At 48.4% G+C, this 24,111-nt stretch carries 20 protein-coding genes; 9 read left to right on the top strand and 11 right to left on the bottom strand.

All coding sequences use genetic code 11. From position 1 onward, the window contains the following. Window positions 1-76 precede the first annotated feature (76 nt). Window positions 77-2,233, bottom strand: a complete 2,157-nt coding sequence (gene scpA, locus KWJ01_RS23625; protein ID WP_224999595.1) for a methylmalonyl-CoA mutase — start codon at window positions 2,231-2,233, stop codon at window positions 77-79. Next, window positions 2,223-4,061, bottom strand: coding sequence for a methylmalonyl-CoA mutase family protein (locus KWJ01_RS23620; protein WP_224999594.1), 1,839 nt, complete (start codon window positions 4,059-4,061; stop codon window positions 2,223-2,225). The genes scpA and KWJ01_RS23620 overlap by 11 nt, the downstream gene beginning before the upstream one ends. A gap of 72 nt (window positions 4,062-4,133) precedes the next feature. Between KWJ01_RS23620 and KWJ01_RS23615 the strand changes: the two genes are divergently transcribed. The 5 genes from KWJ01_RS23615 to pheA all read left to right on the top strand — a co-directional run bounded on the left by KWJ01_RS23615 (window position 4,134) and on the right by pheA (window position 9,282). Beyond that, on the top strand, window positions 4,134-4,919 hold the full coding sequence (locus tag KWJ01_RS23615; protein WP_224999593.1) for a 5'-nucleotidase C-terminal domain-containing protein: 786 nt from the start codon (window positions 4,134-4,136) through the stop codon (window positions 4,917-4,919). A gap of 32 nt (window positions 4,920-4,951) precedes the next feature. After that, window positions 4,952-5,875 (top strand): bifunctional UDP-sugar hydrolase/5'-nucleotidase, encoded by a 924-nt coding sequence (locus tag KWJ01_RS23610; RefSeq protein ID WP_224999592.1) that lies wholly within the window; start codon window positions 4,952-4,954, stop codon window positions 5,873-5,875. 149 nt (window positions 5,876-6,024) lie between these two features. Then, a complete protein-coding gene (dnaA, locus tag KWJ01_RS23605) occupies window positions 6,025-7,461 on the top strand; it encodes a chromosomal replication initiator protein DnaA (RefSeq protein ID WP_224999591.1) in 1,437 nt (478 codons plus the stop codon). Window positions 7,462-7,634: 173 nt separating this feature from the next. Next, window positions 7,635-8,042, top strand: coding sequence for an SPW repeat protein (locus KWJ01_RS23600; RefSeq protein ID WP_224999590.1), 408 nt, complete (start codon window positions 7,635-7,637; stop codon window positions 8,040-8,042). Window positions 8,043-8,205: 163 nt separating this feature from the next. Further along, window positions 8,206-9,282, top strand: a complete 1,077-nt coding sequence (pheA, locus tag KWJ01_RS23595; RefSeq protein WP_224999589.1) for a prephenate dehydratase — start codon at window positions 8,206-8,208, stop codon at window positions 9,280-9,282. A gap of 318 nt (window positions 9,283-9,600) precedes the next feature. Here the strand turns inward: pheA and KWJ01_RS23590 are convergent, their stop codons facing one another. Next, window positions 9,601-9,918 carry an RNA-binding protein gene (locus KWJ01_RS23590; RefSeq protein WP_224999588.1) on the bottom strand — a complete coding sequence of 106 codons (318 nt, stop codon included), beginning with the start codon at window positions 9,916-9,918 and terminating at the stop codon, window positions 9,601-9,603. Between the two features lie 629 nt (window positions 9,919-10,547). On the opposite strand from KWJ01_RS23590, the gene KWJ01_RS23585 reads away from it, so the two are divergent. Next, window positions 10,548-11,105 (top strand): SPW repeat protein, encoded by a 558-nt coding sequence (locus KWJ01_RS23585; RefSeq protein WP_224999587.1) that lies wholly within the window; start codon window positions 10,548-10,550, stop codon window positions 11,103-11,105. A 68-nt stretch (window positions 11,106-11,173) separates the two neighbouring features. Here KWJ01_RS23585 and KWJ01_RS23580 read toward each other — a convergent pair whose 3' ends face one another. The 6 genes from KWJ01_RS23580 to KWJ01_RS23555 all read right to left on the bottom strand — a co-directional run bounded on the left by KWJ01_RS23580 (window position 11,174) and on the right by KWJ01_RS23555 (window position 20,602). Further along, window positions 11,174-11,425, bottom strand: a complete 252-nt coding sequence (locus KWJ01_RS23580; protein ID WP_224999586.1) for a hypothetical protein — start codon at window positions 11,423-11,425, stop codon at window positions 11,174-11,176. Window positions 11,426-11,524: 99 nt separating this feature from the next. Next, entirely contained in the window at window positions 11,525-13,753 is a 2,229-nt protein-coding gene (locus tag KWJ01_RS23575; RefSeq protein ID WP_224999585.1) for an FUSC family membrane protein, read from the bottom strand. Window positions 13,754-13,894: 141 nt separating this feature from the next. After that, entirely contained in the window at window positions 13,895-14,968 is a 1,074-nt protein-coding gene (namA, locus tag KWJ01_RS23570) for an NADPH dehydrogenase NamA (protein WP_224999584.1), read from the bottom strand. A 234-nt stretch (window positions 14,969-15,202) separates the two neighbouring features. Beyond that, window positions 15,203-16,375: a PepSY domain-containing protein gene (locus tag KWJ01_RS23565; protein ID WP_224999583.1), complete on the bottom strand. Its 1,173-nt coding sequence runs from the start codon at window positions 16,373-16,375 to the stop codon at window positions 15,203-15,205. A gap of 90 nt (window positions 16,376-16,465) precedes the next feature. Further along, window positions 16,466-18,904 (bottom strand): TonB-dependent receptor, encoded by a 2,439-nt coding sequence (locus KWJ01_RS23560; RefSeq protein WP_224999582.1) that lies wholly within the window; start codon window positions 18,902-18,904, stop codon window positions 16,466-16,468. Window positions 18,905-19,168: 264 nt separating this feature from the next. Then, window positions 19,169-20,602: a trypsin-like peptidase domain-containing protein gene (locus tag KWJ01_RS23555; RefSeq protein ID WP_224999581.1), complete on the bottom strand. Its 1,434-nt coding sequence runs from the start codon at window positions 20,600-20,602 to the stop codon at window positions 19,169-19,171. A gap of 250 nt (window positions 20,603-20,852) precedes the next feature. On the opposite strand from KWJ01_RS23555, the gene KWJ01_RS23550 reads away from it, so the two are divergent. From KWJ01_RS23550 to KWJ01_RS23540, 3 genes are read left to right on the top strand one after another with little or no spacing between them, the layout of a single operon-like run. Then, entirely contained in the window at window positions 20,853-21,398 is a 546-nt protein-coding gene (locus KWJ01_RS23550) for a CopD family protein (RefSeq protein ID WP_224999580.1), read from the top strand. Beyond that, entirely contained in the window at window positions 21,395-22,009 is a 615-nt protein-coding gene (locus KWJ01_RS23545) for an SCO family protein (RefSeq protein ID WP_224999579.1), read from the top strand. Before KWJ01_RS23550 ends, KWJ01_RS23545 begins: the two co-directional genes overlap by 4 nt. A gap of 54 nt (window positions 22,010-22,063) precedes the next feature. After that, entirely contained in the window at window positions 22,064-22,552 is a 489-nt protein-coding gene (locus tag KWJ01_RS23540) for a cytochrome c (RefSeq protein WP_224999578.1), read from the top strand. Between the two features lie 153 nt (window positions 22,553-22,705). Here the strand turns inward: KWJ01_RS23540 and KWJ01_RS23535 are convergent, their stop codons facing one another. Both KWJ01_RS23535 and KWJ01_RS23530 read right to left on the bottom strand, forming a co-directional pair. Next, entirely contained in the window at window positions 22,706-23,212 is a 507-nt protein-coding gene (locus tag KWJ01_RS23535) for a hypothetical protein (protein ID WP_224999577.1), read from the bottom strand. Continuing rightward, window positions 23,209-23,775 (bottom strand): helix-turn-helix domain-containing protein, encoded by a 567-nt coding sequence (locus tag KWJ01_RS23530; protein ID WP_224999576.1) that lies wholly within the window; start codon window positions 23,773-23,775, stop codon window positions 23,209-23,211. The genes KWJ01_RS23535 and KWJ01_RS23530 overlap by 4 nt, the downstream gene beginning before the upstream one ends. Between the last annotated feature and the right edge of the window lie 336 nt (window positions 23,776-24,111).

Genomic DNA, 24,111 nt, shown 5'->3' with positions numbered 1-24,111 from the left:
CTACAAAAAAGCACAGGCACCTGAGCTTATGCTATCTGCCTGTGCTGAATATTTGTACTGTGGCGTCTGCTAGAAACTATGCTTCATCTTCCATTAAGCGCCTAAGCACCTTTTGGGCAGCCTGCGCTATAATGGTACCCGGGCCAAAGATTTCGGCTACACCTGCCTGGTAGAGAAAATCATAATCACGGGCCGGAATTACGCCTCCGGCCACCACCATAATATCTTCCCGCCCCAGCTTACGGAGCTCCTCAATCAGCTGGGGCACCAGGGTTTTATGGCCGCCGGCAAGGCTGCTGGCGCCAACCAGGTGCACATCATTCTCAGCGGCCTGCCGGGCCACTTCTGCCGGCGTCTGGAAAAGAGGACCAATATCCACATCGAAGCCCAGGTCGGCAAAGGAGGTGGCAATTACCTTGGCACCGCGGTCGTGACCATCCTGGCCCATTTTAGCAATCATAATACGGGGGCGGCGCCCCTCCAGCTCTGCAAAGCTGTTGGCCAGTGCTATTGCGGCAATAAAGTCTGCATCTTCTTTTGCTTCGCTGCTGTATACGCCGCTGATAGATTGTACCGGCGCTTTGTGTCGGCCAAACGCTTTTTCCATGGCATCTGATATTTCGCCTAGCGTAGCTCGGGCCCTGGCAGCATTTACAGCCAGCTCCAGCAGGTTTCCGCTGCCATCTTCGGCACTACGGGTAAGGGCTTCCAGGGCATCCTCCACCTCCTGTTCGTTCCTGTTTTCCCGCAACTGCTGCAGGCGGCGCAGCTGCGATTCACGCACAGCGGCATTGTCTACCTCCAGTAATTCTATATCTGATTTTTCTTCTGTCTGGTACCTGTTGATGCCCACGATAACATCGCGGCCGGCATCGATTCGGGCCTGCTTGCGGGCGGCAGCTTCTTCTATGCGCATTTTAGGCAGGCCGGTTTCTATGGCTTTGGCCATGCCTCCCAGCTTTTCCACCTCTTCAATCAGTTCCCAGGCCTTCTGGCTTAGCTCATGGGTAAGTGTTTCTATATAATGGCTGCCTGCCCAGGGGTCTATGGCTTTGGTGATGCCGGTTTCGTCCTGCAGGTAGAGCTGCGTGTTACGAGCTATACGGGCACTAAAATCGGTGGGCAGCGCAATGGCTTCGTCCAGGGCATTGGTGTGCAGGCTCTGGGTGCCGCCAAAGGCTGCAGCCATGGCTTCAACGCAGGTTCGCACCACATTATTAAAAGGGTCCTGTTCGGTTAAGCTCCAGCCGCTGGTCTGGCAGTGGGTGCGCAGGGCCATGCTCTTTGGATTTTTAGGGCTGAACTGTTTTACAATTTTAGCCCACAGCATACGCCCGGCGCGCATTTTGGCAATCTCCATAAAATGGTTCATGCCAATGGCCCAGAAAAAGCTAAGGCGTGGCGCAAAATTATCTACCGGGATGCCCGCTGCTATGCCGGTACGCAGGTACTCCAGGCCATCGGCCAGGGTGTAAGCCAGCTCCAGGTCTGCAGTGGCACCGGCCTCCTGCATGTGGTAGCCACTGATGGAGATAGAGTTAAAGCGTGGCATTTTTTCCGAGGTGTACCGGAAAATATCAGCAATGATGCGCATGCTTGGTTCGGGCGGATAAATATAGGTATTCCGCACCATGAACTCCTTGAGAATATCGTTTTGGATGGTACCGCTTAGCTGCTCCGGTTTTACGCCCTGCTCCTCGGCCGCCACAATAAAAAAGGCCATAATGGGGATTACAGCACCATTCATGGTCATGGATACCGACATCTGGTCGAGCGGAATACCATCGAAAAGAATCTTCATGTCCAGCACAGAATCTATGGCAACACCGGCTTTACCAACATCGCCTTCTACGCGGGGGTGGTCGCTGTCGTAGCCGCGGTGGGTGGCCAGATCGAAGGCCACACTTAGGCCTTTTTGGCCGGCAGCCAGGTTGCGGCGGTAAAAGGCATTACTTTCTTCGGCGGTGCTAAAGCCTGCATACTGCCTGATGGTCCAGGGCCTGTTCACATACATGCTGGCGTAAGGGCCGCGCAGGTAGGGCGGTAAACCGGCGGCAAAGCGGAGGTGCTCCAGCTTTTTTACTGCTCCGGGCGCATGGAAAGCGGGTATCCCGATACCTTCGGCAGAGGTCCAGACCGAAGCCTGCTCCTCTCCGGCTGCGCCAGAGCTTCCTGGTGTACCTGAGCTGCGAAAGCCGCCTTTTATATTAAGCTTGGTGAAATCAGGCTTCATTCGTAAAAAAAGTCTTGTCTTGAATTTCGGTAAGGACCTGAATCGCATTGGACTTCAGGTGGATAAATCCATCGAGGGCGCCTCTTTTAACATCCGGCGCCAGCTGATCGGGATTTCCTGCCACCAGTAACACGCCGCCAAAAGCCTGCCTGAGCTGATCGGTGAGCCACACAGCCTGCTGGTTATAATCTTCGTCGGCAGCGCAAAGCACCACCACATCAGGCAGCAGGCCAGACAGCTTGTCTATCACAGCCTCCCCGGCCTGCAGGTAGGTTTCAATAATTTTAAAGCCAGCCACTTTCAGCAGCTCATCGGCAAAACCGGCACGGGCCCTGCTCATGGCCGGGTCGCCAAACTTCAGGAGCAAGGCAACCGGCAAGCGGCCCTGCTGCCGGCGGAACTCCTGTGTGCGGCGGCGCAGGGCTTCAAAAGCATCGGCCTGCCCCTGCTGCTTTAACAGCAGACTGTTTGCGGTTGCGCCTGCTGCTATCTTAGGCAGCTCGAGCTCATCGGCAACATTGGCATATACATTTGCCCCCACAATACGCTGGCGGCGGCTTGCAATATCTTCATAACGCTGCTTGCGTACACTTTTAATCATTTCCTGCAGCCTGCCTTTTTCCACAAGCTTTGTGTAGTCGCCTTCTTTTTCCAGCTGCAGAAAGAGCTTCCAGCTTTCGCTGATCAGCTTTTGGGTAAGCACTTCGGGATAATAAGCACCCGCTACAGGATCGTTTACTTTTCCAAAGTAGGCCTCATCGCGCAAAATAGTGCCAATGTTACGGGCCATGCGCAGCGAAAAAGAATCTGTTTTGTTTACCAGCGCATTGTGGGGCATTACCGTTAGGGCATTACAGCCACCCAGGATGCCGCTCATGGCTTCGGTTGTATTGCGCAGCATATTATTGTGTACATCCAGGCGGGTTTTAGACCACCTGCCAGTATAGGCATGGACATACACATCTGCATCGCTAAAGTTTTCCAGGCCGTAGGCATGAGCCATTTGGGTAACCAGGTAACGCAGTGCTCTTAGCTTGGCAATTTCTACAAAATACCTCCCCCCCAGTGCTACAGAATAGCCAAGGTTAGAGAAAGCCTGTTCAGGACTAACCCCCAGCTCGGTAAGGCGGTGCATGTATTCTGCCGTAAGGCTAAGCAGGAAGGCTACCTCCTGAACGGCATGGGCGCCGGCATTGTGGTAACTGCCGCTATCCAGCATTATGCCCTTAAGGGCAGGATATGGAAGTGTTGTTTCAGCCGCCTGAGCCCATTCCCGTAGCCGGTCGTTATCAATAAGGCCTGTTTCGGATAAATAGCCCAGCGGATCGAAGGCAATAAAGCCCTGGAGCTGCCCCGGGCTTAATCCCATATGGCTAATGTATTGCAAATAGGCGGCAAGCACTTTATGGCCCACCTCCTCTACCTGAAAAGACACAGTGCAATGCTCCAGGAGAACACCCCGCAGCAACACATGAAAATCGGGTAAGTCCTTTAGCTTCCGTAAATCGAACAGCAGGCCGTCGGCCCCGCCATTCAGGGCCTCTAAGGCCAGCGCATTGGCAGCCGCTACATTTTCACTAACGGGCAGGTACTGCATATTTACCCACTGGCGCGCTTCTGCGCCCGGCTCAGTTACCGGCGGGTTCAGGTTAATACCAGCTGCAGCACCATCTTTAATATCCTGTGCTGTATAGTAAGGTTCCAGTGAAAAACCTTCGGGAAGTGTCCATAGAACACTATCATATGACTTTCCTTTCAGGTCCTGAAGCACCTGCTTCTTCCACTGTTCTTTATCGGCAGCACTAAAATCTGAAAAGAGAAATTGCATGAAAAAATTGATGGTGGTTTTAGGGTAAAGTTAGCTTTATTTGCGTTTGTTTATAAAGCCGCACCATATTTTATGCCCGGATCTACTCCTGAAAGTAAATTTAAAAGGTACCTGCACCTGCTAAACTTTTGGTTCCTAAGCTATTTGTTTATTGCCTGTGGCAGCGCCAAAATAGCCCCACAGCACGCTGAGAGCAGCACAAGCTTTATTTCGATAGATTCGCTTATAGCGGCAGACCCGGCCGTAGAAAGCTACATACAACCCTATAAGCTAAAGTTAGAAGAACGCCTGGACAGCATTATTGGCTACGCCGCACGTGAGCTTACAAAAGCCGAAGTTGAATCTCCACTGGGAAATTTTGTGGCTGACATTAACCGTGAAGCCGCCCAAAAGGTAAGCAATATTCCGGTAGACATGGGTGTAGTAACCATTGGCGGCCTGCGCATGCCTATTCCCGAAGGTCCCATCAGAACACGTGATATGTACGAGGTAATGCCATTTGAAAATTTATTGGTGGTGTTAAGGCTTAGCGGCCCGCAAACCAGGGAGCTTTTTGAGTTTGCAGCAGCCAGAAAAATAGTAGCCATCTCTAACAGCAAAATGCAGGTACGGGATGGCAAGCCGGTTAACATTACCATTGATGGCAAACCCTTCGATGAGTCGAAGAGCTATACTGTAGCCACCTCTGATTATTTAGCCGGTGGCGGCGACAATATGACGTTTTTCAAAGATGCCGAGGTAGTAAACGCTACGGATGTATTACTGCGCACGGCAATTATTGATAAAATAAAGGCGCTTCAGCAGGCCGGGCAAAAGATTGATGCCCGGCTGGAGGGACGAATTGAAGTAATTAACTAGACCCGGATTTTTTCTGCCAGAAAACAGCCAGCATGCAGCGAAGAGAATTTATAAGAAATGTAGCCCTTGGTACTGGTGCCCTGCTTACACTGGGACCCCTGGCAGCTGAGGCTGCCAAAGAACAGAAGCTCACCATACTGCACACCAACGATATGCACAGCCGCATTGAGCCCTTCCCCAACGACGGGCGCAGGTGGGGCGGCACCGGCGGTATGGCCAGAAGAGCCACCCTGATTGAACAAATCCGCCAGCAGGAGGAACATGTGCTGCTACTCGATGCCGGCGATATCTGGCAGGGCACACCCTACTTCAATTTTTATGAAGGGGAGCTGGAGTACAAGCTCATGAGCCAGATGCGCTACGATGCAGCCACCTTTGGCAACCACGATTTTGATAACGGCCTGGAGAACATAGCCCGGCAGCTGCCGCATGCTACATTCCCGTTCATCAGTGCTAACTATGACTTTTCGCGCACCATGCTAAAAGGCCAGTTTGCACCCTATAAAATCTTTAATAAGGGCAAAGTAAAAGTAGGTGTTTTTGGCCTTGGCATTAAGCTGGCAGGCCTTGTTGCCGATAAGCGCCGGGGACAAACCATATACCTGGACCCTGTGCCTGTTGCCCGTGAAATGGTGCAGGAGTTACGCGCCCAGGGCTGCCACCTGGTTGTTTGCCTCTCGCACCTGGGGCTGGAGTATGATGTGCCCCAGATATCGGATGTGCGCCTTGCCCAACAGGTAGAGGGCATAGACCTGATCATTGGCGGCCACACCCACACCTTTTTAGATGAGCCGGTACGGGTGCTAAACCCTGCAGGCAAAGAAGTGCTCATCAACCAGGCTGGCTGGTCGGGCATTCGCCTGGGCAGAATGGACTACCGCTTCGATAGCGCAGGCCGTACAACCGGTGTTAGCTGGAAAGTAGTTCCGGTAGACGCTCCGACTGAGCAGAGTTGAACTTTCCTGAGAAGCATGTTCTAACAAACTGATCACAGGGGAATGTAGGATTCTAATTTTCACAGGAAGCGAAAAGGCTTCTTGAATATTGGATATTCTTATGTAACTTTAAAACCCGTTTTTTCCATTAGCCAAAGCCTTAGTGGCCAATGCATCAGAATTGCTATACCGTATGGTCAAGTTGTCTTGAGCTCATCAGAGAGCACACAAGCGAGCAGTCTTTTAAGACCTGGTTCGCACCTATTGTGCCCATGAGCCTGGATAATTACGTACTTACCATTCAGGTACCCAGCCAATTTTTTTATGAGTGGCTGGAAGAGAATTACGTTCACCTGCTCAAGCAGGCTATTATGCAGCAGCTGGGGCCGCAGGGCCGCCTGCAGTATTCGGTTATTGTAGATCGTGGCAACGAGCAGTTTCAGCCTAAAACGGTAAGCCTGCCGGCCATGAAGCAGGCATCGTCGCGCCAGCCGGTTACGCCTAATGGCACCAACTACGACCGTGACTATAAAAGCCCGTTTTCTTTAAGAGCCATAGATGAGGTGCAGCAGAAATCGCACCTGAACCCTACTTATACCTTTACCACCTACATTGAAGGTGACTGTAACCGCCTGGCCCGCTCTGCAGGCATGGCGGTGGCAGAACGCCCCGGCGCAACCTCCTTTAATCCCCTGATGATCTATGGTGGCGTTGGCTTAGGCAAAACGCACCTGGTGCAGGCCATTGGTAACGAAATCAAGCACGGCCTTAATGATAAATTCGTGCTCTATGTTACCTCCGAGAACTTTACCAACCAGTTTATAGAAGCCCTGAAAGGCAACAACGTTCAGAGCTTCAGCAACTTTTACCTGCAGGTAGATGTGCTCATCATTGATGATGTGCAGTTCCTGAGCGGTAAGGAAAAAACACAGGAGATCTTCTTCCATATCTTTAACCACCTGCACCAGAGTGGCAAACAGATCATCATGACCTCCGACTGCCCCCCTCGGGAGCTGAAGGGTCTGCAGGAGCGCCTGCTTTCCCGCTTTAAGTGGGGCCTAACCGCAGATTTACAGGCGCCTGATCTGGAAACCCGCATGGCCATCATTCAGCGTAAGATGGAAGCCGATGGCATCTTTATTCCTACCGATGTGGTGGAATACCTGGCAAACAGTGTAGATACCAACATGCGGGAGCTGGAGGGCGTACTGGTTTCGCTGCTGGCACATGCCTCACTCAATCGCCGCAACATTGACCTGGAGCTGGCAAAATCTACCCTGCAAAACATCGTGCAGGAGATAGATACCGAAGTAAACATCGATTATATTCAGAAAACCGTTTCGGCTTTCTTCAGCATTACGCCGGAGCAAATGAAAGGCAAGAGCCGTAAGCGTGAGTTTGTAGTTGCCCGCCAGGTAGCCATGTATTTTGCTAAAGAATACACCACACACTCGCTCAAATCTATTGGCGCCCACTTTGGCGGCCGCGATCACAGCACGGTTATACATGCTGTACAGGCCGTGAACGACCTGATGGAAACCGACAGCAAGTTTAAAGGCTCGATACAGGAGCTCACCAAAAAATTAAAAAGTAAAGTAGCTGCCTAAAGGCAGCTACTTCTGCTTTTAACCTGCTTTCCCGCAACTCCCTTACGCTGCATTCTTTTCCAAAACTTCTGTTCCTCATAAAGTTTTGCAGTTCTGACTAAACCTAAACCCCCTCTTTTTATTTAAGATAGTAAGTCTGGAAACTATTTTTTAAGCCTTTAATAAGCGCTGATATGCGATTTATTTCAACTTACGTTCACGGCATGCTGGATTACGGCATAGGTATTATTCTGTTGTTATCTCCCTGGATCTTTGGTTTTGCCGCGCAGGGAGCCGATCCACAGGCAGTGCCGGGTACCAACCCAATGTCCATTATTCCAATTCTTTTAGGCATCAGCATTATGGTGCTGGCACTTTTCACCAACTACGAGTTTGGGGCCATTCGCAGAATACCCATGGTAACGCATTTATGGATAGATGCACTGGCAGGTTTGTTTCTTGCAGCATCGCCCTGGCTTTTTGGCTTTGCCGATTATGTGTACCTCCCCCATGTGCTGCTGGGAGTGGCAGAAATTGGTGCAGCCCTGTTTACCGCCACGGCAGCTCCGGCTTACCCTGAAAAGAAAAATCCTATTCGGTAATGGTCGCCAGCGCCAGCTTCTCCACTGACAACACCTTAAGCTTGTTGACTTTTAGCAACAGATTTATTGCTGTATGACATCGTTTGCAGTAAAATTTTGATGCTTTTCTTTGAAAGGCAAACAATTATTTCTTCTCTTTAAAAAATTATTTTAAGAGAGGGTTATGAGCCAACCGCTGGAAGAGTTTAGGCGGCAGATCGACAGCATCGATGATCAGTTGCTGGACCTGCTGAATCGCCGCATGGAGATTGTAAAAGAAGTTGGAAAACTTAAAAAGAACGAGAACTCGGTAATTTACCGCCCTGAAAGGGAGATGCAGATCATTGAGCGGCTGCACCATAAAACAGCCGGGCTGCTGAACAAGCAGGCGCTGGAGGCTATTTTCCTGGAAATTTTTGCCGCCAGCCGTAACCTGGAGTTACCTGAGAAGATTGCTTATCTTGGACCCGAAGGCTCATTTACGCATGCAGCAGCAGAGAGCAGGTTTGGCGCCATGAGTGAGTACCTGGCTATGCCTGCCATTTCTACCATATTTGAGGCTGTACAAACAGGTAAAGCGCGATTTGGCGTGGTACCTATCGAAAACAACCAGGAGGGCGTGGTAGCCGAAACCATGGATAGCCTGGAGCGCTTCGACCTGAAGATAGTAGCTGAAGTAGCGCAGCCTATTCACTTTTGCCTGGCTACCGTTGCCGACAGCATCTCCAGTATCAGAAAGATTTATTCAAAGGACATTGCTTTCCGGCAGTGCCAGAATTTCATGAGCAAGTACCTGCGCGGCCAGGATGTGCACATGATACCGGTAAACTCTACCTCTGAGGCAGCAAGAATGGCCCTGAAGGAAGGCCCGGAAACAGCAGCACTATGTTCTTCTGTAGCTGCCAAAATATACAAACTACCGGTGCTGTTCGATAATGTAGAAGATGCCGACTATAACCTTACCCGCTTCCTGATTCTGGCAAAGGATTTCATCAATCAGAAGGGAAAGCACGACAAGACCACCATTCTGGCCAAGCTGCCGGATAAGCCGGGCGGCCTTGTTAATTTCCTGCAGGATTTTCACCAGCGGAATATAAACCTCACAAAAATAGAAAGCAGGCCCGTGCGCGGCGAAAGAAGCTTTGCCACCTGGTTCTATATAGAGTTCGACGGGCACCGCGATGACGAACCTGTTCAGGAGATCCTTAAAAAGTATGACGACAGGCTAATATGGCTCGGCAGCTATGTAAAAGCCCTGTAAGCAGCAGCCAGCCACTGTTATAAAAATAGCACAAATAGCACAGCATACCACACCACACCACACCACAATCCCTGTAGCAATACTAAAGTGCTGCAGGGATTTTTTTTTCGCCGTCAGCCCATATTTATAAGCCGGCAAGTACTGCACATTAACTACTGTACCAGCCTGACTGTATAGCAAAAGATCCGCATATACCCTCACCTGTCTGTTGCCAGGAGAGAGCCTGGCACATGACCGGCAACAAAAAAACCATTCTGACGAATCAGAATGGTTTCCAGTACTTATAGATAACTGTTGCTTGAAACAGCAGCAGGTAGATTAATAACGACGTTTGTTACCACCCCAGCCGCCGCCATCGTTGCTACGTGGACGGCCGCCGCCTCCTCCACCTTCAGTTTTTGGACGGGCTTTGTTAACCACGATAGTGGCGTTCTCAAACTCAGTCTCGTTAAGATCTTCGATGGCGTTCTGTGCTTCGTCATCGTTAGGCATTTCTACAAAACCAAAACCTTTTGACTTACCAGTCTCATGGTCGGTAACGATTTTCACTGAGCTAACTTCACCATACTCCTCAAACAGGCGGCGGAGGTTTTCCTCTTTCGTCTTGAAATTCAATTTTGCTACGAAAATGTTCATCACTAAAATTTGTTGATCTGAATAATTAATTGATCAAGGTTTTCTGGGGGCTAAATAAGGCTTAGAGGATAAGGCCTACCGCATGTCAAAAATGATCCTTGTCAATCCATAGCAAGGTACGCATAAAATATTGATTTGTTACAACAATCTCAAGATCATTTTTTAAAATAAAATTTTAACTATTAACCTTCAATACTGCCGGCACCTGTAAAACTGCTGTTAATATCTGTGCAACCATACCACCTGTGGGCTAAAATTTTACCAAAGCAGGCATCAAAGCCTGCAAATATTCTAAAGATACTATTATATAAAGTATAATATATTACAGGCTGTAGCTCCGGCCCTGTAACTGATATAACAATCTTTTTTTATTAAAAATCGCCTTACCTTCTTCCCCTGCTACTTAATACTATAAAACAGATCTGACAAGCATTTAAAATGCGATTTATCTCTTCGCTGTTCCTGCCCCGGCAAAGCCTTTTACTCTTTAAAACACTCTATTTCTAACAGTTATCTATGCGCTTTTAAACAACTATTTTCAGTATTTATGAAAACATTCCTGAACTATGACGTATAATAAACAGCTTGAACACAAGTATTTTTTATGTGTAATTAAACTTTTTAAAGTTATGAGATTCATACCAACACGTATACATGGGATGGTAGATTACCTGATGGGCTTACTATTGATCGCTTCTCCATGGATATTTAATTTTAATCGCGGAGGAGCCGAAACATGGATACCCGTTATTCTGGGTGCAGGCCTGATCCTGATCAGCCTGTTTACCGACTATGAGCTTAGCGTTTCACGCAAAATATCTATGCCAACACACCTTTGGATGGATGTATTGGCTGGTGCCTTTCTTGCGGTTTCGCCCTGGTTATTTGATTTTGATGAGTATGTTTACCTACCGCACCTGATTTTAGGTATTGCTGAAATAGGCGCCGGTTTGTTTACAAAGAAAGTACCGGATACTCATCCGCACCATACAGCTAACAATGCTGATGCTCGTACTACAACTGGTACTGCCACTACAAGTCGCACAAATGCTACAATTGTAGATAACAGCACCAACAGACCAGTAGACAGACCAGCAATGGGATCTAACGCAGATACCCGCGTTCCTTCTGAGAGAGATCGTGCCGACCGCGAACGTATTGACCGGGATCGTGATCGCCTGAGATAATAGAACCAGAGACTAATTTCTAAACAGCTCCGGCTTTAAGCCGGAGCTGTTTTTTTATTGCACTTCTTTTAGCTTGCTTTTCCTTTCAGCTCCCAGTGATCTTTGATCACATTTCCGGCGGCATCTTTTTTTAAGGTACGGGCGTAACGCTCACCCTTCACTGTGCCTTCTTCATCTTCCTTGCCTATAAACAACAGAATGGGATTCCCCTCTCTATCGGTTTTGAAGGCCATATCTTTGCCTTTGTAGTGCATGTGCACCATGGCGGCAGGCTCGTAAGTCTTGCTTAGTTTGGTGATCAGTTCTTCTCTTAGCTTCATATTCTGCAGTACGAAGACATTTAGAAGAAGTACACAGCCAAAGCTGTTTTTCTGCTTAAGTTCCTGATTTTTGCCTGGCTGAAGGAGAAAATAATCAGCTTAAGCCACTACAGCCTCTGCACTTTTGCGGATATCCAGAACAATTCTGTTGATAAAACCAAACTGCTCCTTTAGCAGCATATCTTCTGAACTTAAGCCTGGTGCAGCTTTTTCCTCCTGCCTTACAGGCTGATCATCAGCCGCCAGCTCTGCAGTACTGGATGTTGGTTCCGCAGCAACCGCCAATGCTGCAGCCGAACTTTCAGAAAGCTTTTTCCTGGTACTCTCAAGTACCGCTAAAGCCCTCCTGATAGCGCGCAGGCTATCGGGAGAATACTGCAGCTGCTCATTGGAAGAAACAGCAATGGCTACAGTGGCAATGTTGGATGATAAAATATGGTTCAGCACCACGAACCTGTGCAGTTCTCCACTGTTTTTCTGCTTGCTCCGGGGCTCCGACAGCATACGCTGAAATGCCGCAGAAAGGTTAGCTGAGCTTACGTACACGTCCTTCCGCGCCAGTTTATAATCTGCGGTATCAACAGGCATTCCCCTGAGCCTGTCGGCAAGCTTCATCAGGTACTTTTCATTTGCTGCTATCACTTCAAGCATATGCTTTTTAAGCTGCGCCGATTCCCAGTTTGGGAAAATAAGGTAGCTGGCAGTGAATGCAATAGCAGAACCCAGCAGTGTATCGATAATACGCTCCTGCACCAGGCTGAAACCATCTGCTCCTAAAAAACTGAAAATAATCAGGATAAAAGGAGTCATGAAGCTTACACTTACCACATAATTGATCCTGATGAAGCTAAAGGTGCCTATCATAAGCACTACCAGCATTAAAAACAGCACCAGCGGATCTGTTATAATGAGCAGGATACAGAAACCAATAGTACCTCCGATAACGGTACCTACCAAACGCTGGTAGTTTCGCTCCTTAGTAATACTGAAAGCTGGCTTTAAGATTACAATAATAGTGAGCAACACCCAGTAGCTGTGCTCTCCGTACGAGAGCACTTTTGTAAGTACAAAACCAAACAGACACACCAGCGCCACCCTGCCAGAGTGTTTAAAAATAGAAGAATTTAGCGACAGGTTGTCGAAAAAGGTTTTGCGGTCAAAGCGCTGGTGGCTTACAAAACGCGTGTATTGCAGGTGATCACTGTTCACAGGCTGCCGGGCATCGCTGTTCATAAATGAAACAATTCCCCGAAAGCGTTCTGTAATATTTTTAAGGTTGATCAGCACCTTTTTTAACACCAGCGTACTCTCTTCCTTGCGGATAACACCCTCGCCCCCGTACGTGGTACTGCTGCCGGCATAGGCGGCATTTAATCCATCAATACTTTGTTTTAGCTCCTCCAGCTGTGCATTCAGGTCCAGCTGATTTTTATATCGGGTATTTGACTGAATGGCCAGCCCCAGTACATCTAGTTCGGTAGCCACTGCTCTGATTGCCCCGGCAATTTTATCAAGTATGCCGCTGTGCTCAAATCTTTCTCTTAAAGAGGCATAATCGTAATGGATAAGCATTACCTGCTCAAACAGATCTACCACCTCAACAAAAATGAGCAACAGCCTGCGACTGGTATTGGTAGACTCTTTCACCAGCAGCCTGCTTTTAAAGAGCAGCTCCCGTACAGCCTCCTGCTTTTCGTTTACCACAATCTGCTGGGCCACCACCTTCTGGTAACTTTCTTCCAGCCTTTCGCCAGAGCTGTAAAAGCCTGCCTTCAGGTTCAGGAAGCGGGCCACCTCCCTTACGCACTCCCCCAGGGCATATTGCACGGGTTTATAGGGTCTGATCTGGTACACCAGCAGGCTTAGCAACATGTACCAGACCCCGCCTGCCAGTACCAGCCCGCTGTAGAGCGGCACTTCAGAAGGCTGCTGTGGCTCATCCATCAGGAGCACCATTACCAGTAAGGCGGCCGTGCCAATAGCTGCAGCCCTGTTACCATAAACAGCCAGCATAGAGAAAAAGAAGCAGAACAGCAGCACCTCTGCCCCCATGATCAGGGGGTGCATACGGGCATAGCCTGTAATGAGGGCAACCACAAAAATAGACAGGCAGCAAATGAGCATACCGTTGCGCTTGTGCACCGGCGGCCCCGGAAAATCGGATATACTCACGCTTAAAGCACCAAAAGAAAGCAGTACTCCCAGCTCCAGATGGCCAAACCAGGTAAATACAAGGGCAGGCAGGAGAATACCCAGTGTAACCCTAAGGCCATCGGAAAAATGCTGACCGGAAAAAAAGTACTGAATTTCCCGTACCTGATTACCCATTTCCATTGTGCCTAAACCAATAAGTGTATGTCCGGACAAGCGGCCTGAAGAACAGTAAGCTCTTATTCATCAAAAACAGGTCCTTGCTAAATTGCCCGCAAGGTAAGTTTTTATAAGCTGATATTCATTACCGAAGGGGCTTTACCTGGGCTTTGCCCGCTCGTACTGCTGCGGCCACACCACCTCTGCGCCAAGTTCGTGGCCGGCATGCAGCGGAAAGTATGGATCTCTTAAAAACTCCCTGGCCAGCAGCACCAGGTCGGCCTGCTCTGTTGTAATAATTGTCTCTGCCTGACGGGCTGTGGTAATCATGCCCACGGCAGCAGTAAAAATACCGGCCTCTTTTTTTATTCTTTCAGCAAACTGCACCTGGTAACCTGGCGCTACCGGAATATTAGCCCGGGGCACATTGCCGCCTGTAGAGCAGTCTATCAGATCTACACCCTTTGCTTTGAGGAGTTTTGCCAAAGCTACGGAATCATCTGCACTCCAGCCGCCTTCGGTCCAGTCGGTGGCCGATATCCTCACGAAGAGCGGCAGATCGCCAGGCCACACCTCCTGAACAGCAGCAACAACCTCCAGCAGCAGTCTTGTCCTGTTTTCAAAAGACCCACCATAATTGTCGGTTCTGCTATTGCTTAGCGGCGAAAGAAACTCGTGGATCAGGTAGCCATGTGCGGCATGAATCTCAATAACCTCAAAACCTGCCTGCAGGGCTCTGTTTGCCGCCTGCCTGAAACTATCAATAACATTCCTGATCCCATCCTGGCTTAAAGCAACTGGTGCAGCTTCGCCTTCCTGAAAGGGTATGGCACTGGGTGCAAGCGTTTGCCAGCCACCGTCGGCCGGCAGGATCAGTTTACCGCCCTTCCAGGGGCTCTGATGACTGGCCTTTCTGCCGGCATGGGCCAGCTGAATGCCCGCAACTGAACCCTGTGCTTTTATAAAATCAACTATTCTCCGGAGGCCGGGGATGTGTTCTTCTTTCCAGATACCCAGATCATCAGGCGTTATGCGGCCTTCAGGTACTACTGCCGAAGCTTCAAAAATTACAAGGCCGGCACCTCCCACTGCCCTGCTACCTAAATGAACCAGGTGCCAGTCATTTGCAAATCCATCCTCACTGGAGTACTGGCACATGGGCGATACGGCTATCCTGTTCCTGAACTGAACCTTTTTTATAGTAAACGGATTGAATAATGCCTGTGAAATCATCTTTGATAATCTATCTTCTGTAAAAACAAAAAAACAGTGTAACATGGAATTTATCCAATGTTACACTGTAATTAAAGGTATAAGGCGTCCAATTGTATCATGTACGGCTTTAGGAATACTTGTGCCAGCCGCATCGGCTTAGCCAGGGTAAACCATAAGCAAGTACGGCATCAGCGCCCTTATGTTTTTAATTTAACTAAAAACTGCAAAGCTGTGCGGCAGGCGATAAGCAGCTTAACGTGCAAGCACTGCTTTTTGCGCTGTTTCTTTTTTTGTTTTTTTCGAGCCTTTTCTCAGCTTGTTGATCCAGATGATAGTACCCGTAACAGGCAGGCTGGTACCTATGAGGCATGCAATAAAGTACAGGATCTTGGAGAAGGTGCCGAATATTTCGCCGGTGTGCAGTGGTTTGATAGAAGATGCTATCTGCTCATTAAGGGGCTTATCAGCAAAACGTTCTACCTTCAGCACATCACCGGTATATTGGTTTATCTGAACTTTATCTGTGGCTGCAAGGGCAAAAAAACCGGTTTTATACTTGTTCAGCACCACCATGGCACTGGAATCTTCAGCGGGTATAATTCTGTAATTGCCCTCGTAGGGGAGCTCACTGTCCGCTAAAATCAGCAGCTCCGATAAAGTGAAGGGTTCAGCAGCCTCTGCCGGAGGCGCTATAGCCACTGGCTTTCCTCCCCTGCCGCCAAACACTTCGGTACCAATCACATTACCCAGGCCATCTTTGTACCACTCAAAAGACCAGCAAAGGCCTGTAAGGGCCATGAGCAGCAGCAGCAAAAAAGAATAAAAACCCAGGCTGTTGTGCAGGTCGTGGTTAATGCGCTTCCAGTTCCCTGTTGCTTTAATCTTGAATCCCTGTTTCCAGTTCTTGAGTTTTTTTGGCCACCAGAGCACCAGTCCGGAAAGAATCAGGAAAACAAACACAATGGTAGCCCCTCCCACAATTGGCCTGCCCAGTTCAGTATCGAGCAGCAGCCAGCGGTGCAGCTTAAAAACACCCATGAAAAAATCTGTAGCAGGCCCTTTAGAGGTTCCTAAGATTTCTGCAGTATAAGGGTTTACATAGTAAGGGGTACCTCTGCGGTCTTCTGCCGATTTTTTAACGATTACCTGGTAAGCCCTGCTCCTGTCGTGAGGCACCTCAATAGCGGTAATTTTACCCTCCTGCTTTGCCTTAAACTTTTCAAGTACTTCCTCTGGAGTAAGGCGCACTGCCTGCGCTGGTGCGGTTACGTGGTATTTAGAAGGCTCCAGCGCCTCTTCCACCTCTGTTCTGAATGTGTACAGGGTGCCGGTAAGGCACACAACAAACAGAATAATCCCACTTCCGATCCCCATCCAGAGGTGCAGGTCGTTAAAAAGTTTTCTTAGGCTATACTTCTCTTTCATGCTGACAACTATGGTAAATGTGCAGGTTCAGGAAAACAGAGAAGCTGCCGGTCCACACACCGGCAGCTAATAAGCTGTAATTACAGCTTTTTAAAATCTATAAGTAAGCACCCCGGCAAAATTACGTGGATCTACCGGATTGATAAAACTGGTGCGGTAAGCATTGTAGCCAACCTCATCAAAAATGTTGTTAAACAACAGGCGCACACTTATGTCTTTAATCTGGTATGCTACAGAGGCATTCACAAGCGTATACGCTTTTACGTTAAAAGGTTTCAAGCCAGGGGTTATGCCATGGTACTCCACCTGCTCTTTGGTCCAGTCGTTGATAGGGCGCTCGCCAATATAGTAGGCACCGGCTCCCAGGGTTACACCCCTGAAAAGACTGGTTTTTATGGTATAGTTCGCCCAGAGGTTGGCCGTGTGCTTGGGTGTATTTAAAGGGGCAGAGCCCTCTACATAGGTAGTATGCTCTTTGTATTGTGCATCGATGTAGCTGTAGCCTGCCACCAGTTCTAAATTATCCATCACACGACCCAGCAGTTCCACTTCCACACCTTTGCGCTCATCATTACCTCCCTGTATGTAATAGGGCAGGTACACCAGCACCCCATTCTCATCCAGTTCCACGGCCTGAAGGTTCATGTTCTTGTTGTTGATCTTGTAGAGGGTAAGGTTAAAGCGAAGGCGGTTGTAGAACCAGTCAGATTTAACACCTGCTTCTATCTGGTCTATACGTTCGTTGCCCAGCTCATTACCATCCTTATCCAGGCGGGAGGCACTTCTTGGGTTAAAGGTGTTGGTGTAGGATGCAAACAGGTTAAGTCCTTTTACAGGTGTTACAATTAAACCTGCCAGTGGGGTAAAACCCTCGCCCTGCACAACCTCTGCAGTTGCTGAACTGGTGCTCTCCTGGGTGCTGTAACGAAGGCCAAGGGTAACTTTTGCCCATTCGCTGATGGAGATCACATCCTGTGCCATGAGCCCCAGGCGGGTTCCATTGCTGCTGGTTGTTGAAAGCAGTGCAGAGGCAGGTGCCTCACCAGGTAACCTGTTGGAGATACCTTCATACACATTGATGGTATCGATAATAGTAGAAGCGTAAGTAGGTGTCTCCAGCCTGAAGGTAGAAATGTCTGCCCCCACCTGGAAAGTATGCTTCAGCAGGCCAGTTGTTACATCCTGGCCAACCAGGTCGAACTGCACCACAGAGTTTTTATCCAGACGACCCGACTGGGCCAGCGCCCGCTGGCGCGTATGGCCCGGCAGCGGATTTCTCCTGTTTCCACTGGACAGGCTGGTGTAAAGATCCTGCACATCAAGTGTAGAATGGAAGTAGGCGGCACGCACAGAAAGATTATCTGAAATTGTTCTGTTAAAACGGGCAGCGTAGGTAGTATTTAAAGTGTTGGTGCGGTCGGTTTCAAAACCTAAAAATTTATCGTGCGGCAGCTCATAAATAGAGTATTCATCATTTGACAGAGCAATAGTACCCAGATCGGGCGTACGGCTGTCGTTCAGGTAATCCATTTCCAGGGTTAAGCTGGTTTTATCATCGGGGCGCCACTCCAGCGATGGGTTCACATATACTTTATTAAGGGAAACACCCGTACGATAGCTATTGGCACGCTCGTAGGCTCCGTTAAGCCTGAAGGCTACTGTTTTTGACTCATTGATGGGGCCGTACACATCAAAGCTGGGCCGCACCCGCTCCCAGCTGCCAACACGCAGGGCGGCATAACCACCCTGGTAGAATTTTGGAGTTTTTGTTACAATGTTAACAACGCCACCGGCACTGCCTATGTCGTAGCTGCCACCCTGGGTAATGGCATTGGCACCTTTGATAACCTGGATGCTTTCCACACCTTCCATATCAGTGATAAAGCCAATACCCCTGAAATCGGAATTTACGCGCACCCCGTTTTTCAATACGGGTATACCCCTGAACCCTCTCGAAGATAAGCTCTCACGCTTGTTGCCATAGGTAGCAAAAGAATACACACCAGGCACATTACGGATGGCCTCTGTAATGGTCAGGGCTCCCTGCTTTTTGATCAGCTCATCAGAGATGATGGAAATGCTCTGTATCTGGTCGCTTGGCTTAAGGGGTAAACGTGTAATGGCCGAGAGTTTTACCGGCTGCTCATCTGGCACACCAAAAACCTCCACAACCTGCAGCTGCTCCAGGTTCTCATTTACAACCAGTGTCAGGTAAGTTGTTTCTCCGGCATTTACCTGAATTTCTTTATTGATCTTTGTGTAACCCACCAGCGTTGCCTCTAACTGGTAGCTACCGGCAGGAACCTGTGAAATATGGAAAGCTCCATTGGCATCTGATGTAGTGCCCATTTGTACATTCTTCAACCTAATAGCCACCAACTCTCTTGGCAGGCTGTCTGTACTGATTACATGACCTTCTATTGCGCCATATTTAACAGGCTGCTGCGCTTTAACAACAAAAGGTAGTAATAGCAGGGCCAGTGCAAGTATTGATATAAAATTTGATTGTGGTAGAGGTAAAAATTTCATGCCTTATTTAGACTAATTATAAATAACGAAACAAACTTATTCTTACTTATTAAGAATTGCAAGCCTGTTTAGAACTATTCTAAATAAAATAATTGTTAACACCTCTTCTTATGCCTTAAGCAGATCAAAAACCACAGGCTGGCAAGGCCATGTGCAAAACAAAAGCAAAAGAGCAGCCCTTAAGCCGCTCTTTTAATCATAGCATACAGCCCCACGCCTGGGGCCTATACTGCTAAAGCATGTTGCTGTACAGCAGAAACCTTTTTAGAAGTAGTACTGGTAGTAGCCTTTAACCCCCTTGGTGTTTACACCTTCTATAATTACCCGGCCCCTGATCTTTGAAAGTATTGCTACAAGCCTTTCGGGATCTTCAATAGGAGCTTCGTTAATGCTGGTAATTACAAAGCCCTCCTGAATACCAAGCCTGCGCATAAAGCCCCTGCGAATATTGGTAACCCTTACGCCCTGCCCAATATTAAGCACCTCACGCTCAACCTTGCTTACCTTCTCCAGGTCTGCACCGAGCGATTCGGAAGTAAACACCTCCCTGCGCAAAATAGACGTACCTCCTTCGCGATTGGTAAGGGTAAGGGTAGTTTGATGCGGCTGGTTGCGGCGTATATAACCTACGCTGATGTTATCTCCCGGGCTGTAGTAACTGATGATTTCGTCGAACTGACCCCGGCTCTCTACAGGAATATCGTTTACGCGCGTGATCACATCGCCTGCTTTAAGGCCTGCCCGGGCTGCTGCGCCCTCCTGCGGCACATGACTCACGACCACCCCTCTGTCGGCTTTTACATTCAGCTCTGCAGCCTTGTTCAGGTCCAGGTCTATTACCTCTGCCCCCACAAAGGCCTTCTGCACTTCGCCATACTGAATAAGGTCTTCTACCACCTTACGCACCACATCTACCGGAACAGCAAAACCATAACCTGCATAAGAGCCAGTCTGGCTTAGGATAGCAGTGTTGATCCCTATTAGTTCACCACGGCTGTTCACCAGCGCACCGCCACTGTTACCCGGGTTAATGGCAGCATCTGTTTGTATAAAGCTCTCCAGCGGAAAAAGGCCTTTTCCAAAACTAATCTCCCGGCCTTTGGCAGAAACTATGCCTGCCGTTACGGTAGAAGTCAGATTAAAGGGGTTACCAACTGCCAGCGCCCACTCGCCCACCTCCACAGTTGCAGAATGGCCTAATGCAATGGCGGGCAGCCCTGTTGCATCTACCTTCAGCACAGCCAGGTCGGTAGCCGGATCGGTACCTACCACTGCGGCTTTGTAGGTACGCCGCTGGTGTACTACTTCTACTATTTTTGCGCCTTCCACCACATGGTTATTGGTAATGATGTAGCCATCCTGGGAGTAGATTACCCCTGAGCCAGAGCTGGCTACAGCACCACTCCTGCGACCAAAGAGCAGATCAAAGTAGCTGGTGGGGGCATACTCATCTCCGGAAAGGGTCTTCACAAACACAACCGAGTTGGTACTGCGCCGGGCGGCATCGGCAAAGGCATTAGCCTCCAGGGCTGCCGGCGGCAACTGCCAGTTGGTCTGGTGTATGGGCATGGTACCCTGCTGTTGCTGATCGCCAGATGCAACAGGCATTGGCGTAGCCATAAACAGGTTTACATACACAGCAGCACCAGCCAGGCCGGCACCAAAGGGCAGCAGAAGAGATTTAAACACAAATCGCATAGCTCGTAAGGTTAGTGTTTTCTAAACGCACAAATGCAGGCTTATGTATAGCAGTATTTTAAAACATAAGCCCCCTATTTTTCAGGCCAAAAATTACAAACCTGCAATTACAGGGTCAAGTCTGCATGTAGGTTTTGCCCAATGTAGACTTAAGATTTACAACGGGCACTCTTTTAGAGCTGTATCTTATTAACTGTGCGCAGCAGAGAACGTTTGATGGTGGCAGTTTCGGTTGTACCTTTGCGGGCATATGGCATTTCTGTACATTAAAGCACTACATATAATTTTCATAGTAACCTGGTTTGCAGGCTTGTTTTATGCGCCCCGCCTGTTTATTTATACTATGGAGGTATATGAAAAAGAAGCTGAACCAGCGCGGAGCATCTTACTGGAGAAGCTGCAGCGATGGACCCGACTGCTCTGGTACGGCATTACCTGGCCCTCTGCCATTATTACGCTTGGCATGGGCTTAGGCCTGATCTTTACTTCCAGCTATCAGGATAACATGCCCAGCTGGCTATGGATTAAGATTGGGTTTGTAACAGCACTCTATGCTTACCACCTGGCCTGCCATGGCATGTTTAAAAAGCTGCAACGCGGGGAGCAGGTCTGGAGCAGCCAGAAGCTTAGGTTCTGGAACGAGGTTTCCACCATTCTGCTCTTTGCCATTGTGTTCCTGGTAATTCTTAAAAATATGGTAAGCGTACTCTGGGGGTTGCTTGGGCTGGTAGTTTTTACCGTACTACTGATGCTGGCAATTACGTTGTATAAAAAAATACGGGAGGCGAAAGGATGAATAAATCAGTATTGCTGATGCTGTTAGTACTGGGGGCATTTGCCTGCAGTGAACAGAAACAGCCTAAAGACGAGCTGCCTGTTTACGGCGAAACCATTACCACCGAAACCGACACTACCTACCATACCATTGGCAACTTTGCATTTTACAACCAGGATAGTGTATTGATTACTGATGAGACCGTAGCCGGTAAAGTATATGTTGCAGATTTTATTTTTACCACCTGCCCCAGCATTTGCATACCCATGGCAAAAGAAATGCTAAGGGTGTACGATAAATACGGCAACAACTCAGACTTTATGATCCTTTCTCACAGCATAGATCCCGATTACGATACCGTGCCGGTACTAAAAGAGTACGCCAGCAGACTGGGCGTTGCTGATAGCAGCAACTGGCACTTTCTAACAGGAGGAGAAACAGACGTTTTTACACTGGGAGAGAAAAGGTATTTTGTAACAGCACAGAAAAACGAAAAAGCGCCAGGCGGGGTACTGCATAGTGGCGCATTTATTCTCATTGATGGCAGGGGCCGCATTCGTGGTGTATACGATGGCACCGATCCGGCCGAAGTAGACAAACTGATGCTGGATATAGATAAGCTGCTGAACTAAGCCGCATACCAGCCCCGTGCCAGCCCATTCACCTGCATAACCTGATTTAGTACAATGTCTCTTTACCATTATATAGTACCGGCTCTCCTGGGCTGGTTTTGCCTTACAGCCTGCTCCGGAGATTCGGGTAAGCAGGAGCAACAACAAGGCACCGGCCCATCTGTTCCTGCGGGTTTGGATGATGCTACAGAAATGAAATTCAAACAATACTGGACCCACGGACGAAGGCTTTACAAGCAGCACTGCATCGGATGCCACCAGAACGATGGCAGTGGCCTTGCCCAGCTGATCCCTCCACTGGCAGGAGCAGATTTTCTGGAGAACAGGGAAAGGGTGATTTGTATCATCAAACATGGACAGCAGGGAGAAGTAGTGGTAAATGGCATTACCTATGATGGCGTAATGCCGGCCAGCCCACAGCTACAGGCGCTGGATATTGCCGAAATTGCAACCTACATTCTCAATGCCTGGGGCAATGAAGGAGGCTTTGTGAGCGTTCAGCAGGCTGACTCCATACTCAATACCTGCCCGGAAAAGCAGTAGCCTTTTGGCAGGCTGCAATTACAGGATCAACAGGCAGTAAGTACAATTACCTGCTGCACCAAAGATGTGTTGTACTAAAAAAAGAAGCAGCTTCTATCATCGGATAGAAGCTGCTTCTGCATTATCAACACTGTAAATACTTTATATTGAAGCCTAGTACTCTTCGCCATCAGACTCCTGCATGGCCTCATTTGCTTCCTGGCGCACATACCTGGTTTCCCGCATAAGCTGCTCCAGCTGCTGAAGCTGTTTTTCCAGGAACTCTTTCCGCTCTACTGTAGTGAGCGAATCATTGGCCGGAGCCAACTCTCTTTGCTGCCATTGCAACAGTGCAGCCTGTACCTGCTTAACTTCATGGAGCCTGTTGCGGTAATTATCAATTGTTTCTTCCTGTATCTGCGGAGGTACCCTGGTACCATCTATACTATCCTGCAATTGTGCGCTCAGGCGGTTAAGCTGGCGTATCGTTTTTCCAATATCTTCTTCTGCCTCGTTTAACTGACTTTCGTATGCAGCTATTTGCAGCTGCACCGAATCAACAGCCGGAGCAGGTTCTTCCATCACTACAACCCTCTGCTCTTCTACTGGTTTATTTTCATTACACGCACTGGCAGCTAAAAGCACAAACAGCACTAACAACACTCCACCAGTACGCATCATACTATCTTCTGCATGCTTGTTACCAACTGTCGCTTTGTATAAGCAGAAATTGGCTGACCTGTTACTTCTTTGAAAGTACGTGACAAATTCTTACCACTTTTAAAATCAAGCTTCCTTGCTATTTCCTGCAACGTGAGGGTGGAATGGTTCAGGAGTATTTTTACGCGTTCAATCCGCATTCTTTTGTAATAGATGCGTAAGCGCTGGCCGCTTATGGTCTGAAAACGCTGGCATATAAAGCCAAAGCTTTCTTTGCATTCCTGCTCCAGGAACTCTTCCAGCGACATATGCTGGGGCCTGCGAAGCATTTCATCGATAAAAGATGATATTAAACTTCTGATCCGTTCTGCAAAAAGTTTAGCCTCGGGGTCGATAAGAGCATAGCCTATATTCTCAAGCGCTCTACTGATAGTGCCCCTTTCAACCTCTTCAGGATTCATATAAGCGGCGGCGCCTATTTCAATTTCTTTCACCCGAAGCCCTAAATGCTCAAGTGCCTGGCTCACCAGCAAAATATCGCGTGGCGAACTCATATTATTTATATACACAATCTCCTCGTTCATAAAAAATAGGTCACCATACACCGTATTAAGTATAATTATATATTCAAATACTCAAACCAGAGAAGTTTGTTGCATAATTCATGCAATATATTCTCAAATTTGTTCAATCACAATTAACACACAAAAAAAACAAGCGCTTAATGCTTAGCCTCTTATCCTTCTGGAACGATACGGATAGTGGAAAATTATCCAAAAATTGCTTTCTTTCGGCTGGCATGGAATGGATGCTCACAATAATCATCCCTCTCCTAAGACATTCAACTGTCACGAATATTACAAAATTATCTTTTAAATGAAACATAAAGTCTTGAATTTTCTTAGAAAAAGCCCATTTTT

The sequence above is a fragment of the Cesiribacter sp. SM1 genome (assembly GCF_020178975.1).
GTDB lineage: Bacteria > Bacteroidota > Bacteroidia > Cytophagales > Cyclobacteriaceae > Cesiribacter.
The sequence above is the reverse complement of the archived record's forward strand: the minus strand, read 5'-3'. Positions and strand labels throughout refer to the sequence as shown.